The sequence below is a fragment of the Rhizobium sp. P2_G2 genome, assembly GCF_056403555.1.
The window spans coordinates 1-16,124 of the sequence record NZ_JBFUFF010000082.1; the positions used below are offsets into that span (position 1 = coordinate 1).

General features: G+C 62.0%; 15 protein-coding genes. 8 read left to right on the plus strand and 7 right to left on the minus strand.

From position 1 onward, the window contains the following. The 5 genes from AC1D06_RS32765 to AC1D06_RS32785 all read left to right on the plus strand — a co-directional run. A partial coding sequence (locus AC1D06_RS32765) for a phosphoenolpyruvate hydrolase family protein (RefSeq protein ID WP_477990040.1) occupies positions 1 to 476 on the plus strand: 476 nt, incomplete at its 5' end. A 24-nt stretch (positions 477 to 500) separates the two neighbouring features. After that, complete coding sequence (locus AC1D06_RS32770) at positions 501 to 3,119, plus strand: flotillin family protein (protein ID WP_477990041.1); 2,619 nt, start codon at positions 501 to 503, stop codon at positions 3,117 to 3,119. Positions 3,120 to 3,125: 6 nt separating this feature from the next. Beyond that, positions 3,126 to 3,560: an SRPBCC family protein gene (locus AC1D06_RS32775; RefSeq protein WP_477990042.1), complete on the plus strand. Its 435-nt coding sequence runs from the start codon at positions 3,126 to 3,128 to the stop codon at positions 3,558 to 3,560. Between the two features lie 289 nt (positions 3,561 to 3,849). Beyond that, positions 3,850 to 5,415, plus strand: coding sequence for a zinc-binding dehydrogenase (locus AC1D06_RS32780; protein WP_477990043.1), 1,566 nt, complete (start codon positions 3,850 to 3,852; stop codon positions 5,413 to 5,415). Between the two features lie 151 nt (positions 5,416 to 5,566). Beyond that, the gene (locus tag AC1D06_RS32785) at positions 5,567 to 6,457 is read left to right on the plus strand and encodes a L,D-transpeptidase (protein ID WP_477990044.1); all 891 of its coding nucleotides are present in this window, start codon (positions 5,567 to 5,569) and stop codon (positions 6,455 to 6,457) included. Here AC1D06_RS32785 and AC1D06_RS32790 read toward each other — a convergent pair. Both AC1D06_RS32790 and AC1D06_RS32795 read right to left on the minus strand, forming a co-directional pair. Then, positions 6,444 to 6,923, minus strand: coding sequence for a DUF2938 domain-containing protein (locus tag AC1D06_RS32790; protein WP_477877787.1), 480 nt, complete (start codon positions 6,921 to 6,923; stop codon positions 6,444 to 6,446). The genes AC1D06_RS32785 and AC1D06_RS32790 overlap by 14 nt on opposite strands. Positions 6,924 to 7,077: 154 nt before the next feature. Continuing rightward, positions 7,078 to 8,109, minus strand: coding sequence for a trans-3-hydroxy-L-proline dehydratase (locus AC1D06_RS32795; protein ID WP_477877788.1), 1,032 nt, complete (start codon positions 8,107 to 8,109; stop codon positions 7,078 to 7,080). A 193-nt stretch (positions 8,110 to 8,302) separates the two neighbouring features. Between AC1D06_RS32795 and AC1D06_RS32800 the strand changes: the two genes are divergently transcribed. The 3 genes from AC1D06_RS32800 (at position 8,303) to AC1D06_RS32810 (ending at position 11,209) form a co-directional block, all read left to right on the plus strand. Next, positions 8,303 to 9,325, plus strand: a complete 1,023-nt coding sequence (locus tag AC1D06_RS32800; protein WP_477990045.1) for an Ldh family oxidoreductase — start codon at positions 8,303 to 8,305, stop codon at positions 9,323 to 9,325. Further along, positions 9,322 to 10,572: an aconitase X gene (locus tag AC1D06_RS32805; protein ID WP_477990046.1), complete on the plus strand. Its 1,251-nt coding sequence runs from the start codon at positions 9,322 to 9,324 to the stop codon at positions 10,570 to 10,572. Before AC1D06_RS32800 ends, AC1D06_RS32805 begins: the two co-directional genes overlap by 4 nt. Before the next feature lie 214 nt (positions 10,573 to 10,786). Continuing rightward, positions 10,787 to 11,209: an aconitase X swivel domain-containing protein gene (locus tag AC1D06_RS32810; protein ID WP_477990047.1), complete on the plus strand. Its 423-nt coding sequence runs from the start codon at positions 10,787 to 10,789 to the stop codon at positions 11,207 to 11,209. Here AC1D06_RS32810 and AC1D06_RS32815 read toward each other — a convergent pair. Genes AC1D06_RS32815 through cyoA form a run of 5 tightly spaced genes read right to left on the minus strand, consistent with a single transcriptional unit; the run spans position 11,197 to position 16,039 of the window. Beyond that, positions 11,197 to 11,865 (minus strand): SURF1 family protein, encoded by a 669-nt coding sequence (locus tag AC1D06_RS32815; RefSeq protein ID WP_477990048.1) that lies wholly within the window; start codon positions 11,863 to 11,865, stop codon positions 11,197 to 11,199. The two genes, AC1D06_RS32810 and AC1D06_RS32815, sit on opposite strands and share 13 nt — an antisense overlap. An 11-nt stretch (positions 11,866 to 11,876) precedes the next feature. Continuing rightward, positions 11,877 to 12,278 carry a cytochrome o ubiquinol oxidase subunit IV gene (gene cyoD / locus AC1D06_RS32820; RefSeq protein WP_477990049.1) on the minus strand — a complete coding sequence of 134 codons (402 nt, stop codon included), beginning with the start codon at positions 12,276 to 12,278 and terminating at the stop codon, positions 11,877 to 11,879. Next, on the minus strand, positions 12,275 to 12,895 hold the full coding sequence (cyoC, locus tag AC1D06_RS32825) for a cytochrome o ubiquinol oxidase subunit III (RefSeq protein WP_477990050.1): 621 nt from the start codon (positions 12,893 to 12,895) through the stop codon (positions 12,275 to 12,277). Before cyoC ends, cyoD begins: the two co-directional genes overlap by 4 nt. 4 nt (positions 12,896 to 12,899) lie before the next feature. Further along, entirely contained in the window at positions 12,900 to 14,900 is a 2,001-nt protein-coding gene (gene cyoB, locus AC1D06_RS32830; protein WP_477990051.1) for a cytochrome o ubiquinol oxidase subunit I, read from the minus strand. A 50-nt stretch (positions 14,901 to 14,950) separates the two neighbouring features. Beyond that, the gene (gene cyoA, locus AC1D06_RS32835; protein WP_477877862.1) at positions 14,951 to 16,039 is read right to left on the minus strand and encodes a ubiquinol oxidase subunit II; all 1,089 of its coding nucleotides are present in this window, start codon (positions 16,037 to 16,039) and stop codon (positions 14,951 to 14,953) included. Positions 16,040 to 16,124 lie beyond the last annotated feature (85 nt).

The window sequence follows — 16,124 nt, forward strand, 5'->3', positions numbered from 1 at the left end:
ATTTCCCGACCGTCGGCCTGATCGACGGCACCTTCCGCAAGAATCTCGAAGAGACCGGCATGTCCTACGGCCTCGAAGTCGATCTCGTGCGCATGGCGCGGGGCAAGGACATGCTGACCACGCCCTATGTCTTCAACGCCGATGAAGCCCGAGCCATGGCCGGGGCCGGTGCCGACATCATTGTCTGCCATTTCGGCCTGACCACCGGCGGTTCGATCGGCGCAGAGACGGCGCTGAAACTCCAGGATTGCCCGGCGCTCGCCGACGAGTGGTCGGAAGCAGCACTCAGTGTCAACAAGGATGCCATCATCCTCGTCCATGGCGGCCCGGTATCGGAGCCGGAGGACGCTGAGTTCATCCTGAAGAACACCAGCAATTGCCACGGTTTCTATGGCGCCTCCTCGATGGAGCGCCTGCCGACGGAACGGGCGCTGACCGAACAAACGAAAAAATTCAAGTCGGTCGCCTTCGGCTGACCGTGCATATGGGGGAGAACGGATATGGCCGCTGAGACTTTTGGCAATATCATACTGGCGATCATCATTATCGCCGTCATCATCGTGATCGCGGTCTATATCCTGCGCTGGCTCTACCGGCGCTCGACCAAGGAAGTCGCCTTCGTCCGCACCGGCTTCCTCGGCGAAAAGGTCGTGATCAATGGCGGCGCCTTCGTCATCCCGGTGCTGCACGAGATCACGCCGGTCAACATGAATGTCATGCGCATCGAGGTGCGCCGGCAGGACGGCAATGCGCTGATCACCAAGAACCGCATGCGCGTCGATATTATCGCCGAATTCTTCGTCCGCGTCGGCGCCAGCAAGGAGCTTGTCGCCTCCGCCGCCCAGACGCTCGGCCGCCGCGCCATGCAGGTCGACGGCATCCGCGAACTGCTGGAAGGCAAGTTCGCCGGCGCCATGCGCACGATTGCCGCGCAGATGACGCTGGAAGAGATGCACGAGAAGCGAGGCGACTATGCGTCGAAGGTCAGGGCGCTGGCCTCCGAAGCCCTGCTCTCCAACGGCCTTGAACTCGAAAGCGTAGCCCTTGTCGATCTCGACCAGACCAGCCTCGAATATTTCGATCCGTCGAACGCCTTCGACGCCGAAGGTCTGACGCAACTCACCGAATCCATCGAAACTCGTCGTCGCATGCGCAACGAGATCGAACAGCGCACGCTGGTCGACATCCGCAACCAGAATCTCGACACCCAGCGCAAGGTGCTCGAAATCGACCGCGAAACCGAATATGCCCGCCTGGAGCAAGAGCGCGAAGTCGAAATCCGCAGGGCAGCCCAGCGTGCCGACCTTGTTCGCGAGCGCGCCGTGCGCGACCAGGAGGCAGAGCAAGCGCAACTGACGTCGCGCGAGGCAATCGAGAAGGCTCGCCTCTCCCAGGAGCGCTCCATCACCGAAGAGCGTATCCGCACCGAGGAAGACACCCAACGCCGAGAGATCGCCCGCCGGCGGTCGCTCGATGAAGCGCAATTGCAAGCCCGCGAACTGACCGAGCGCGAGCAGATCGCCCTTGAACTGGAGCTTGAAAAGGCGCGCATCGAGCGCCAACGCGAGCAGAACGAGCTGGAAATACAAGCCCGCCAGACGCTGGAGCTGGTCGAGCTGGAGCGTCAGATCGCCCTCGCCAACAAGGCGCTGGAAGTTACCGCCGCCGACGTCGTCAAGCAGAAGGCCGAGATTGCGGCCAGTCAGGAAACGGAATCTGACAAGATCGCCCAGACCCGTGCGCTCGACGAACTTCGCCTTGGTCGCGAACGCCAGCTCGACGCGCTGCAGATCGGCAAGCAGCAGGCTTTCGAAGCCGCCGAAATCGTTGCTCACGAAGAGGTCGAGCGTGCTCGCATCACCTCCGAACGTGAAGTGGAAGAGGCGCGGCTGATCAAGGACCGCGATCTGCAGCACCTCGCCGTCGAGCAGGACCTGCGCGTCGAAAAGGCCCGCATCGAGCGCGAACGCGCCCAGAGCGAGGCCTCGATCCAGGCGAAAAAGACGCTGGAACTGGTCGAACTGGAGCGGCAGATCGCGCTGGCCAGGAAGGCGCTGGAAGTCACCGCCGCCGAGGTCAGCAAGGAAAAGGCCGAGATCGCCGCCAGCCAGGAAACGGAAACCGACAAAATCGCCCAGAACCGCGCGCTCGACCAGCTGCGGCTGGAGCGCGAACGGCATCTCGATGCATTGCAGATCGCCAAGCAACAGGCCTTCGAGGAAGCCGAAATCGCCGCTCACGAAGAGATCGAACGCGCTCGCATCACCTCCGAACGCGGCATAGACGAGGCCCGCCTGATCAAGGATCGCGATCTCAGGCACCTGACAGTCGAGCAGGACCTGCGCATCGAAGCGGCGGAGATACAGAAGGCCGTAGAACTCGCCAAGCGGACACAGGAGCGTTCGTCGGCCATCGCCGCTGCGGAAGCCGTCCGCGCCAAGGCTATCCAGGCGGAGGAGCAGGCCTTCACCGCCCGCGAGCGCGAAATTGCCGAGCGCCGCTCAGTCACCGAGATCATCGCTGCCAAGCGTGAAGCCGAGCGCGAGGCAATCCGCCTCACCGCCGCGGCCGAAACCGAGATGAAGGCGGCGAAAAGCCATGCCGAGGCGCTGAAAATCCAGGCTGAGGCCAGAGCGGAAGCCGACAAGATCGCCGCACTCGCCGCCGCCGCCCGCTACGAGGTCGATGCCGAAGGCAATCGCCAGCTCAACGAGGCCGAGAACATGCTGTCGGACGGCGCCCGCGCCAGCCGCACGCGCGCCAGAATCCTCGACAAGCTCGAAGGCATCATCCGCGAAAGCGTCAAGCCAATGGAGAAGATCGAGGGCATCAAGATCCTGCATGTCGACGGCTTCAACGGCAATGGCGGCACCGGCCAGCGCAATGTCACCGACGAGGTGATCGACTCCGCCCTGCGCTACCGCGTCCAGGCCCCGATGATCGACAACCTGATGAAGGATGTCGGCATCGAAGGCGGCTCGCTCGGTCGCATGACCGATGTGCTGCGCGACGCCAAGGATATTGCCAGCCTCACCAAATCGAAATCGCCTGGAAAGGGCGACAAGCCCTGGGACAAACAACAGTCCTCGTCCGACCGCGACGACGATCGTGACCGGTAAGTTTTGATGACCCAGGTCTACATCTCCTCCGTCATCAACGCGCCCGCGCCCGACATCTGGCGTCTCGTCCGCAACTTCAACGGCCTACCCGACTGGACGCCCTTCGTCGCCGACAGTCGCATCGAGCAGAACCTGCCGGCCGACCAGGTCGGCTGCATCAGGAATTTTACCCTCAAGACCGGCAGCCGCATCCGCGAGCGTCTGCTGGCGCTGTCGGACTACGACCTCTCCTGCACCTATTCGATTCTCGAAAGCGATATGGGCGTGGAGAATTATATCTCCACCCTGTCGCTGACGCCGGTGACGGACGGCAACCTCACCTTCGCCGAATGGACAGCGGATTTCGACTGCGCCGAGGAACGCGAACAGGCGTTGATCCAGCAGATCGGCCGAGAGGTGTTTCAGGCTGCGTTCGATAATCTCAAGCAGCGGTTTCGGTGAGCCGCATGGTCACACTTTGCGGCGCTGCGGACGTTGGCAATTTTCGTTTGATGCCGCCGCTTACCCCCCTCTGCCCTGCCGGGCATCTCCCCCTCAAGGGGGGAGATTGGATGGGGCAACGCTTCGGCTCAAATGCTCCATCGCCCAGTGTGCAACGATCGCGTTGCGCGAGGCTGCGCCTCTTGCCAATCTCCCCCCTTGAGGGGGAGATGCCCGGCAGGGCAGAGGGGGGTGCGCGACGGAACGACCGGCCAGAAACAGCGCCACCCGCCCTCGGAACGCCCTGACCATGGTCAAAATCCGCCAAAGCGCAATCATCGACGCCCCCATCGACTTGGTCTGGGACATCTTGCGTGATTTCAACGGCCACGACCGCTGGCACCCTGCCGTAGCCGCCAGCCATATCGAAGGCAACGAACCCTCGACCCGCATCGGCGCCATCAGGAGTTTCCGGCTCCGGGACGGCTCAATGCTGCGCGAGCAACTTCTCTCGCTGTCGGACAAGGACCACAGCTTCCGCTACTGCCTGCTCGAAGCCCCCATTCCGCTGATGAATTATGTCGCCGAAGTCCGGCTCAAGCCGGTGACCGACGGCAACGCCACCTTCTGGGAATGGGCGAGCAGTTTCGACCCACCGCTTCGCCGCCGTGACGAACTCGTACGGCTGGTGACGCGCGAGATCTACCAGGCGGGCTTTGCCGCAATCCGGCAAATGCTGAGCCGGCGCTGGACAAGCAATGCCCCGAGGTCAGCGGGGTACGAGCCTGATGGAATAAGGTCACTGCCCACGCCGCTAGCGCTTGAGAACGCCACGCCAGCACCACCGGCCTCGCCCCTCGCGACCCCGCAATTCGCTTCTCATGCGATCGCCGGCAACGACACGACCCGCGCCATTGTCGTCGACCAATATGGCGGACCGGACGTGCTGCAAATGCGCGACATCGCCCTGCCGCCGCTCCGTCCAGACGAAGTCCGCATCCGCCACACCGCCATAGGCGTCAACTATATCGACGTCTATTGCCGCACCGGCTTCTTTACCCTGCTCACCCCACCGGGCACGCCCGGCATGGAGGCAGCCGGCGTGGTCGAAGCGGTCGGCCACGACGTTGCCGATCTCGATGTCGGCGACAGGATCGCTTATGCCTGCCCGCCGGTCGGCGCCTATAGCGAGCGGCGCAATATCAATGCCGATCTGCTGATCCGGCTCTCGAACGACATCTCCGACGAGACCGCAGCCGCAGGCTTGTTGAAGGGAATTACTGCCAGTTTTCTGTTGCAGGAGATCGGCCGGGTCGAGCCGGGCATGACCGTCCTCATCCACGCTGCGGCCGGTGGCGTCGGGCAATTGCTGGTCCAATGGGCCCGGCATCTCGGCGCCACCGTCATTGCCACCACGTCAAGCGAGGACAAGGCGCGGCTGGTGCGGTCGCTCGGCGCCCATCATGTCATCAATTACAGCCACACGAACTTCAGCGACGCCGTGATGGATCTCACCCGCGGCCAAGGCGCCGACATCGTCTATGATGCGGTCGGCCGCGACACGCTGGCCGGATCGATCGCGGCACTGGCGATTCGCGGCCATCTCGTCAGTTTCGGCCAGGCCTCCGGGCCGATCGGCGAGTGGGACATCGATAAATTCGCTGCAAAATCGATCACCTTTTCGCGACCGAATTACGGGCACTATTCCGACACGCCGGAAAAGCTCGGCAAGCATGTCCGTTCGTTTTTTCAAGTATTGCKCCAGGGCACCGTGCAAATCGCGGAGCCGACACGCTTTCGGCTAGGTCAAGCCGCCGATGCGCACCGGCATATCGAGTCTCGCCAGTCCACCGGCTCGACGATTCTGTTGCCTTAACGACACATAGACAGTCTGCTTTCTTTTAGCCACGAAAAGCACTAAGTTCAGTCGCAACAAAATCGTCGTGAAGGCGGAACCCGGCACGGCATTCCCGAATTCTTATGCGGAAGTGCGTCCCATCCCGGCCGCAATGCGTCAGGATATTGAATTGTCAGAGTATAGTTTGAAGCGAAGGGTCTTCCTTCTGGGTGCTGGCAGCACCGCACTCGCATCATTGGCAGGCTGCTCTACAGAGGGCCAGACAGTCGTCTACCAGGACCGGCCAGCCGCGAAGAAAACCGAAGAAACGGCAACCTATGCCGACAACTCGGAAGCGGCCGTCCTCTACGGTCCCAAGCCGGACGAGGAATTCCCGCTTCCCGCCATTCCCTATCAGAAGATCAATCCGCGCTTTTATCGGCAGATGGTCGACAACACGACCGGCCAGCCGCCGGGCACGCTCGTGGTCGATACCGGCAACCACTTCCTCTATTATACCTACGCCAACGGCAAGGCGATGCGCTATGGCGTCGGCCTCGGCAGGCAGGGTTTCCTCTGGGCCGGTCGCGGCGTGATCCAGTACAAGCGCAAATGGCCGCGCTGGGTGCCGCCGGACGAAATGATCGCCCGCCAGCCCGAGCTCGAACCCTATTCCGGCGACAACGGCGGCATGCCCGGCGGTCTCGACAATCCGCTCGGTGCGCGCGCGCTCTACATCTTCTCGCACAACGAGGACACGCAATATCGCCTGCATGGTTCGCCCGAATGGTGGACGATCGGCAAGAACGTCTCCTCGGGMTGCGTGCGGATGATCAACCAGGACGTGGTCGACCTGTTTGACCGTGTGCCGGCGAAAACGCCGGTCCTCGTCACCAATCTCGACAATCCGTCTGCCGATGTCGCAGCCCTTCAGCCCGCCCAGGCAGCCGAACAGGCCGAGCGAGACCCGATCCGGCGCCCGCGCCGCGGCGATGACCTCGGTCAGGACCAGGATCCGAACGACGACCAGTTGCTGGGTCCCGCCGATAACGATGACGACAGCGACGTCAGCGGATGGTAACCGCGGCTCCCCAGAGCCCGAGCGCAAACACCGTGTGAGCGATCAGGCCGAGCACCCGCACCTTCCACGGGTTGGGCGTCTTCGACGCCGCCCAGCCGATGCCAAGGCCGGGCTGCAACAGGAACCAGCCGCCGGCGATCGTGACAATGCCCCAGATCCAGGCCGGAATAAAGGTCGGCGCCACGAACCATGCGTGGCCGACAATCAGCGCGAAGATCACGCCGTAAAGTAGTCCGACGACATAGTGGAACACCCAGCCGAGCGCCAGTTCATGCTCATAGGGCGCGGCCTTGGCGATGCTGTCGTGGAACACCTTGCCGTATTGCAGGTGCCAGCACCAGCGTCCCGGCGGCGCCCAGTTCGGTGCGCCTTGATTGAACGCTTTCCACAGAATGACCGCCCAGATGTCCATGAGTGCAGTCGCCGCGACACCGATCACGGCCCCGCGCCAGATGAGATCAAACATTGCAAATCCAATGAGATGACAGGAGAAATTGACTCCGTTTGGTAAATCACTTCAAGCCCATCGATGCAATGGGCTGGCAAGTTTTGCTTATGAAATTGCCGATAGCGCAGATCTCATCGATCCGATCACCCTTCAGACGGAAGCGGCGATCATCCTACTCCTTCGGCATCGGCCATGTATCCGACAGCCGGTAGCCGCCGGGGAACGGATCGGACGGATCGAGCATCAATTGCGTCGTGCCTGTCACCCAGGCGCGGCCGGAAATGATCGGCACGATGCCCGGCCTGCCGCCGACCACGGCATCCGAATCGATCATGCAATGGAATTCACTTCCCAGCACCGATTTACCGACAAAACGGTCGCCGACCTTCATCCGGCCCTTGGCATGCAGCACGGCCATGCGCGCCGAGCAGCCGGTTCCGGTCGGCGACCTGTCGACCTTGCCGGGCCGGATCGCCACGGCGTTCAGGCCGGTCATCACACCATTCTCGACGGTGACCGGCGCGGTCACCTGGCAGAAGGAAATATGCTTCCACTCTTTTTCCGGATGCACGAAGCCCAGTTGCTCATTCGCCGCCTTGGTAATGCGGATACCCGTTTCGGCAATGTCGCGCGCCTCATCCGGCTTCAGCGCAAAGCCCAGTGTCTTGGCATCGACGAGCACGAAGCTGTCGCCGCCATAGGCCGTATCCACTGTCAAGGTGCCGATGCCCTCGACTTCGATCGTTGCATCCAGCTTGTCGGCGAAAGACGGCACATTCTTGACGCTGATCCGCTCTGCCTTGCCATTCCTGCAGGTGGCAACGACTTCGATCAGCCCGCCCGGCGGCTCGAGGATCATCCGCGTCTCCGGCTCCTTCATCGGGATGATGCCGGTGTCGAGCAGCACGGTGGCCACGCAGATCGAGTTCGAACCGGACATCGGCGGCGTGTCGGCCGGCTCCATGATGATCCAGCCCATATCGGCCCCCGGGCTCTTCGGCGGCACCAGCAGGTTCACATGCCGGAAGACACCGCCGCGCGGCTCGTTGAGGACGAAGTTGCGCAAAGTCTCGTCGCGGGCGATGAAACGCGACTGCTCCCAGATCGTATCGCCCGGCGGCGGCGCGACACCGCCGACAATGACATCGCCGACCTCGCCTTCCGCATGGCAACCGACAATGTGGATGACTTTGGACGATCGCATGGAGGCCTCCCCTTTACCTGCCGAAAAAACATTGTCCGCCTCTTGCTGATGCGTCTCGAAGACTTGCAGCCAGAGGAAATTTCGTACTATCCAATCTAATATATCAGCGATCGCGACCGCGGCGTGAAGAGCCTTTTTGCCGAAAGGCCACTTTCTGATCGCTAAGCCCAGCGCTGCAAATGGAGGAATTTCCTTGGCCGACGACACAGTCCATCTCACCCTGGCCGAGGCCGATGACCTCAGCTACCGCATCCTGATCGGTGCGGGATTGAGCGAGGCGCATGCGCGCGCCATTACCGATGTCGTCGTCGCCGGCCAGCGAGACGAGTGCCATTCGCACGGCCTTTACCGCGTGCTTTCGGTGATGAAGACGATGGAGGCCGGCAAGGTCGACCCCAAGGCCGAGCCGGTGCTGACGGACACCGCACCCGGCATCGTCCGTGTCGATGCGAGATATGGCTTTTCGCTGCTGGCCTTCGAAAAGGGCTTGCCGGTGCTGGTCGAGAAAGCGAAGAAAGTCGGCCTGGCGGCACTCGCCATCAACAACTGCTTTCATTTCTCCGCTCTCTGGCCTGAGGTAGAGCGGGTCGGGGCAGCCGGCCTCGCAGCACTGGCGCTGACGCCCAGCCATGCCTGGGTGGCGCCGGCGGGCGGCACGAAGCCGGTCTTCGGCACCAATCCGATCGCCTTTGTCTGGCCGCGGCCGAATAGCTATCCGTTCGTCTTCGATTTCGCCACCAGCGCCACGGCGCGCGGCGAGATCGAACTGCATCGGCGTGCGGGAAAACCGCTGCCGCTCGGCTGGGGCATCGATGCCGAGGGCACGCCGACCACCGATCCACTGGAAGTGTTCAAAGGCGCCATGCTGACCTTCGGCGGCCACAAGGGCTCGGCGCTGTCGGCCATGGTCGAACTGCTCGCCGGCCCGCTGATCGGCGATCTCCTGAGCATGGAATCGATCAAATATGACGAAGGCGCCGGAGCCGCCCCGATGCATGGCGAACTGATCATCGCGCTCGACCCCGCTTCATTTCTTGGCGCGGCGCTCAGCGAAAATCTCGAACGCGCCGAACTCCTCTTCGATGCGATCGTCGGCCAGGGCGCGCGCCTGCCCTCGCAGCGCCGCTACGAGGCCCGCGAACGCTCGCTCAACAATGGCTTTGTCACCATTCCCAAGGCGCTCCATGACGACCTGAAGGCGCATCTGCCATCATGACGCTGGCGCTGGATGATATCGATCAGGCAATGGCAGCCGGAGACATGGGCGGCGCACCCGCCTTCGCCTTCGAAATCCTCCAGGGTTATGGCGAAGCCGTGGGCGCCACGCACTTCCTCGACATCACCGGCGCTCATATCGACGGCTGCCTCTATCACGGCCAAGTCAGCCTCGATTTCGTCGAGCGGCTGATCGCGCTCGGCGGCAGGGTGAAAGTGCCGACGACGCTGAATGTCGGCTCGATGGACCTGATCCATCCCGAAATCATGCTGCAGCCCGCGGCCGAGAAACCGCCTCTGGTGCGCCTGATGCATGCCCACGAGGAACTCGGCTGCATGCCGAGTTTTACCTGCGCACCCTACCAGACGCTCTTCCGCCCGACCTTCGGTCAGCAAATCGCCTGGGGAGAATCCAACGCCATCGTCTTCGCCAATTCGGTGATCGGCGCCCGCACCAACCGCTATGGCGACTTCATCGATCTCTGCGCCGCCATCACCGGGCGCGTGCCGGCTTGCGGGCTGCACCTCGCGGAGAACCGCCGTGGCCAAATCCTCTTCCGCCTCAAGGGCTTTTCCGATGCCGAACTCGAAAGCGACGCCACGTTCGTCGGCATCGGCCTGATCATCGGCTTCGAAAGTGGCCAGAAAATCCCGGTTGTCGACGGCCTGCCCAAACCGCGCGACGAGGATCAGTTGAAGGCACTGGGTGCCGCCTCCGCCACCAGCGGCGCCGTCGCCCTCTTCCACGCCATCGGCGTCACGCCGGAGGCGCCGACACTGACCGAGGCCTTCGGCGGACGAGAGCCGGAACGGGTCATCGACGTCACGCCGGCCGATGTCCGCCGCGTGGTTGCGCATCTGTCCGGCGTGGCTGACGGCACTCAGCTCACTGCCATCTGCCTCGGCACGCCGCATTTCTCTCGAGCGGAATGGGACAGGCTGCTGGCGCTTATGGTGGGTGGACGCCCGCTCGTGCCGATCTATGTCAATACCGGTCGCGAGACCTATGATGGGCTGGTTCGTGACGGCAGGCTGCCGCTGATCGAAGCGTCCGACATTCGGGTCGTCACCGATACCTGCACCTATCTTACCGCCATTCTCGAAAGGCTCGACGGCGCGGTGATGACCAATTCCGGCAAATGGGCACATTACGCACCGGCCAATATCGGCGTGAAGGTTGCGTTCGGTGAATTGCAGGATTGCGTTGCGTCGGCGATGGCGGGCAGGGTCGCGAGGGTCGGGGGATGAGGCTGTCTGTCGGAACCGTCGGTGCAAGCATTACCCCCCTCTGCCCTGCCGGGCATCTCCCCCACAAGGGGGGGGAGTGGATGGGGCGCTGCCTTGCCTCAATTTGCTGTCACATGCTCAGCAGCGTTCGGTTACTTGAGGCAGGGAGAGTGCGGCTTGCCGCTCTCCCCCCTTGTGGGGGAGATGTCCGGCAGGACAGAGGGGGGTATCCCGGATGACCCGCCCCGCCACCTTTTACGTCCTCGGCACAGCAACCGGCCCTGCCCTCGTCCTGCCCTCGCCGCTGAGCTTCTGGGGCGGCGTCGATCCGGAAACCGGCAAAATCATCGACAAGACCCAAGCTGCCTGCGGAACACCGCTGGCCGGCAAGATCCTCGTCATGCCAAGCGGCCGAGGTTCTTCCTCATCGTCATCTGTCTTCGCCGAAGTCATCCGCAATGGCCTCGGCCCCGTCGCGATCATCATGGCACGACCCGATCCGATCATCACTGCGGGCGCCATCGTCGCCCGCTCGCTCTATGGTATTGTCTGCCCCATCCTGACTGCTGACATCAGCGCTATCGCAGATGGTGACAGAATCGAAATCACCGAGGCGCCGGACGGCGCTGCCACAATCCACATCTCTCAACGCCGGTAAAACAGCATCCAGCCGCCAACCGCGGTCATCGCCGCCAACCCGAACCAGGTGATGGCATAGACAAGATGATTGTTGGAAAACACGATCACCGTCAGCCCACCCACCGGAAAGCCGCCAGGACTGGGCGTCGCGTCGGCATCGATGAAATATGGCACTACATGGTCCAAGTGCCGAGCGGCCGAGATCGCCGCGACGTCACGCGAATACCACCGATCATCGGCCGGATCGTTGGCCCGCAGGAAGCCGCCCTTCGGCTCCGTCAGTCTCAACAGGCCGGTCACCGATACCGGCCCGGCCGGCTGCGAATGATGCGACGGGTCACGTTTTTCGGCCGGCACTAAACCGCGGTTGATCAACAGAAGCGAACCATCCGCCGTTCTCAGCGGCGTCATCACCCAGAAGCCGGCGCCGAGACTGGTCACCGCCTGGACGAAGGTTTCCTTGTCGTTGAGGAAAACGCCGGTCGCCGTCACCTTGCGGTATTCGTCATCCGCTGACGCAGAAACGGGTGCCGCGACCGCAGTCGCATGCACCCGTTGATCGACGCGCGCGATCAGGTCGAGCTTCCAGGAGAGCCGGTAGACCTGCCAGATACCGAGCGCCACGAAGGCGGCAAACAGCAGGGTCAGCAAGCCTCCGAAGATCGCGCGCCGCATATCGACATGCCTCAGGGCATGTTCTTCATCACTTCCGGGCTCATCGGCATCATGTTCTCATTGAGATGATGCATGACCCAGAGCGAACCGGCGAGCGCGATCCCCACGATCACGAGCGTGAAGATCAGTGCCATGAAGGTCCAGCCGCCTTCCGACTTGGTGTTCATGTGCAGGAAGTAGACCATGTGGACGACGATCTGCACGGCGCCGATCAGCATGACGACCACCGCCAGCAGCACCTTGTTCTCGATCATCCCGCCCATGACGAGCGCGAACGGAATGGCCGTCAGGATGACTGACAGCACGAAGCCGGTCATATAGCTGCCGAAAGTGCCGTGGCCGGCCTGGTGGCCGTGGCTATGGGCGTGATGAGCCTCGAGGGCATCCTCGTGTGCGGGTGCTTCAGAACTCATCCGATGGCTCCAAGAAGATAGACGAAGGAAAAGACGCCGATCCAGACGACGTCGAGGAAGTGCCAGAACATGCTGAGGCACATCAGGCGGCGGCGATTGGCTTCATTGAGGCCGTGCATCGAGACCTGGACCATCAGCGTGATCATCCAGATGATACCGGAAGTCACGTGCAGGCCGTGTGTGCCGACCAGCGTGAAGAAGGACGACAGGAAGGCGCTGCGTGTCGGGCCGGCGCCCTCGCGGATCAGGTTGCCGAATTCGTAGAGCTCGATACCGATGAAGGCGGCGCCGAACAGGCCGGTGATCAGCATCCAGGTGAGGACGCTGCCCTTGTTGCCCTTCTCCATCTCCAGCATGGCGAAGCCATAAGTGATGGACGAGAACAGCAGCATGGCGGTGTTGACCGCCACCAGCGGCAGTTCGAACAGGTCCGCCGGCGACGGGCCTGCCGCATAATTATGGCCAAGCACGCCATAGGTGGCGAAAAGGATCGCGAAGATGAGGCAGTCGCTCATCAGGTAGAGCCAGAAGCCCAGCATGGTGCTGCCTTCCGGATGGTGCTCCTCGGTGACGTAGAATTGCGGCGCTTCGGCCGTATGGGCATGCGATTCGATCATGGCGTTACACCTTTGCCAGAAGCGCCGTGCGCGCCTTTTCGGTTGCAGTCACTTCATCGGCCGGGATGTAGAAGTCGCGCTTGTAGATGAAGGTATGGCCGATCGCCACCACCAGCATCAGGACGAACGACAGGCCGGCGAGCCACCACATGTACCAGATGAGACCGAAGGCAAGGCCGATGCTGAGCATGCCGAGGATGAAGCCGGTGCCGGTATTCTTCGGCATATGGATCGGCTTGTAGCCTTCGAGCGGACGGGTATAGCCGCGCGACTTCATGTCGTACCAGCTGTCATGGTCGTGAACGACCGGCGTGAAGGCGAAATTGTATTCCGGCGGCGGCGAAGACGTCGACCATTCCAGTGTGCGCGCATCCCACGGGTCACCGGTCGTGTCGCGCAACTGCTCGCGCTTGAAGAAGCTGACCACGAGATCGATGAGGAAACAGCCGATGCCGCAGGCGATCAACAGCGCGCCGAAGGCAGCAAGGATGAACCAGATCTGCAGCGACGGGTCCTCGAACTGGCTGACGCGGCGGGTGACGCCCATCAGGCCGAGCACATAGAGCGGCATGAAGGCGAAGTAAAAGCCGATGAACCAGAACCAGAACGACAACTTGCCCCAGAACGGATCGAGCTTGTAGCCGAACGCCTTCGGGAACCAGTAATTGAACCCAGCCATCACGCCAAACAGCACGCCGCCGATGATGACGTTGTGGAAGTGGGCAATCAGGAACAGCGAATTGTGCAGCACGAAGTCGGCCGGCGGCACTGCCAGCATGACGCCCGTCATGCCGCCGATGACGAAGGTGATCATGAAGCCCACCGTCCACAGCATCGGCACCTCATAGCGGATGCGGCCGCGATACATGGTGAACAGCCAGTTGAACATCTTCGCACCCGTCGGGATCGAGATGATCATCGTGGTGATGCCGAAGAAGGAGTTGACGCTAGCCCCGGAGCCCATGGTGAAGAAGTGGTGCAGCCAGACGAGGTAAGAAAGGATCATGATCACGCAGGTGGCGTAGACCATCGATGCATAGCCGAACAGCCGCTTGCCGCAGAAGGTCGCGACCACTTCCGAGAACACGCCGAAGGCCGGCAGGATCAGGATGTAGACTTCCGGGTGGCCCCAGATCCAGATGAGGTTGACATACATCATCGGATTGCCGCCGAGGTCGTTGGTGAAGAAGTTGGTGCCGACATAACGGTCGAGCGACAACAGCACCAGCGTGGCGGTGAGGATCGGGAAGCTGGCGACGATCAGGATGTTGGTGCAGAGCGACGTCCAGGTGAACACCGGCATCTTCATGAAGGTCATGCCGGGCGCACGCATCTTGACGATGGTGGCGATCAGGTTGATCCCCGACAACGTCGTGCCGATACCCGCCACCTGCAGGCCCCAGATATAATAATCGACGCCGACGCCTGGACTATAGGCGCCTTCCGACAACGGCGGATAGGCAAGCCAGCCGGTGCGGGCGAATTCGCCGATGAACAGCGAGATCATGATGATCACCGCGCCGGCCACCGTCATCCAGAAGGAGAAATTGTTGAGGAACGGGAAGGACACGTCGCGGGCGCCGATCTGCAGCGGCACGACGAAGTTCATCAGCCCCGTGACAAACGGCATGGCCATGAAAAAGATCATGATCACGCCGTGCGCGGTGAACACCTGGTCGTAATGGTGTGGCGGCAGAAAGCCCTCATTGCCGTTGAAGGCGATGGCCTGCTGGCCGCGCATCATCAGCGCGTCGGCAAAGCCGCGCAGCAGCATGACGAGCGCCAGGATGATATACATGATGCCGATCTTCTTGTGGTCGACGCTGGTCAGCCAGTCGCGCCACAGATAGCCCCAGAGCTTGAAATAGGTGATGGCGACGAACACGGCCAGGCCGCCCACGGCCACGCCGGCGAAGGTCGCGACGAGGATCGGCTCATGGTAGGGGATCGAGTCCAGCGTCAGCCGGCCAAAGATCAGTTTCTGCATTTCAGGGTCGGAAAACATGGATGGAAAATCCGTTCTGCGATATTTTCTCGGCGCGGTTCACGCCAGTTTCACTTCGTGGAGGGCTTGGCCGCATCCGTGTTGTCATGGCTCATGCCCGGCATGTTCGACATATCGTCCATGCCCTTCATGTCACCGGAGTCCTTCTTCGCCTCTGGGACGACGATCGCCTGCGTCTCGGTCATCTTGAAATTCGGGCTGCCGAATTCGTCGATCGGCGCGGCGTCGATCTTCAGCTTGTCGCGATTTTCATGGCTTTCCTTGCCCGCGCCGCCGGTCATGTCGATATGCATCATCTGGTCGGTGCACATCTTGCCGGGCGTGGCGCACATGTTGAGAATCCGGTGGTACAGGTCCTTCTCGGCCGAGGCATAGTAGTGAACAGGCTCTTTCTCGCTCGGCTTTTCGAGCTTGAGATAGGCGTCGGTATTGAGCGCCGTGCCCTTTTCCTTCACCGAGGCAACCCACTGGTCGAAGCCGGCCTTGTCGAGGCCATGGAACTTGAAGCGCATGTGGGAGAAGCCGGGGCCGCTGAAATTGGCCGAAAGGCCTTCGTATTCGCCGGCCTTGTTGATGACGGCGTGCAGCGGCGTCTGCATGCCCGGCATGGCATAGACCTGGCCCGCCAGCGCCGGAATGTAGAACGAATTCATCACCGAGGAGGAAGTGATCTGGAATCTGATCGGGGTGTCGACCGGTGCCGCCATTTCGTTGACCGTAGCGATGCCGAGGTCTGGATAGAAGAACAGCCATTTCCAATCGAGCGCCACGACCTGAACGGTGATCGGCTTGGTGCCGGCCGGGATGGCGCGCTCGGCGTCGATCCGGTCGAGCGGACGGTAGGGGTCGAGCTTGTGGGTCGAGATCCAGGTCACGGCGCCGAGCGCGATGATGATGGCCAGCGGTGCGGCCCAGATGATGATTTCCAACCGCATCGAATGATGCCATTCGGGATCATATTTCGCCGTGACGTTGGCCTGCCGGTAATGCCAGGCGAAAAGCAGCGTCAGGAACAGGACGGGCACGATGATCAGCAGCATAAGGACAACGGAAACCAGGATGAGGTCCCGCTGCTGGACGGCGACATCGCCGGACGGCGCCATGACAACCCAATTGCAGCCGGCCAGCGGCAGCAGCATCAGGATGGCAAGAAATAGCCGGGAGAACTTCTTGAATTCCTGCACGTCTCTAATTCCTCGTGTTTATCGATGCGGCGACTAAAAC

Excerpts from the sequence above, each read along its gene's own strand:
- AC1D06_RS32770 (WP_477990041.1), top strand. The coding sequence starts at position 501 with ATGGCCGCTGAGACTTTTGGCAATATCATACTGGCGATCATCATTATC.
- AC1D06_RS32775 (WP_477990042.1), top strand. The coding sequence starts at position 3,126 with ATGACCCAGGTCTACATCTCCTCCGTCATCAACGCGCCCGCGCCCGAC.
- AC1D06_RS32790 (WP_477877787.1), bottom strand. The coding sequence starts at position 6,923 with ATGTTTGATCTCATCTGGCGCGGGGCCGTGATCGGTGTCGCGGCGACT.
- AC1D06_RS32795 (WP_477877788.1), bottom strand. The coding sequence starts at position 8,109 with ATGCGATCGTCCAAAGTCATCCACATTGTCGGTTGCCATGCGGAAGGC.
- AC1D06_RS32805 (WP_477990046.1), top strand. The coding sequence starts at position 9,322 with ATGACGCTGGCGCTGGATGATATCGATCAGGCAATGGCAGCCGGAGAC.
- AC1D06_RS32810 (WP_477990047.1), top strand. The coding sequence starts at position 10,787 with ATGACCCGCCCCGCCACCTTTTACGTCCTCGGCACAGCAACCGGCCCT.
- AC1D06_RS32815 (WP_477990048.1), bottom strand. The coding sequence starts at position 11,865 with ATGCGGCGCGCGATCTTCGGAGGCTTGCTGACCCTGCTGTTTGCCGCC.
- cyoD (WP_477990049.1), bottom strand. The coding sequence starts at position 12,278 with ATGAGTTCTGAAGCACCCGCACACGAGGATGCCCTCGAGGCTCATCAC.
- cyoC (WP_477990050.1), bottom strand. The coding sequence starts at position 12,895 with ATGATCGAATCGCATGCCCATACGGCCGAAGCGCCGCAATTCTACGTC.
- cyoB (WP_477990051.1), bottom strand. The coding sequence starts at position 14,900 with ATGTTTTCCGACCCTGAAATGCAGAAACTGATCTTTGGCCGGCTGACG.
- cyoA (WP_477877862.1), bottom strand. The coding sequence starts at position 16,039 with ATGCTGCTGCCGCTGGCCGGCTGCAATTGGGTTGTCATGGCGCCGTCC.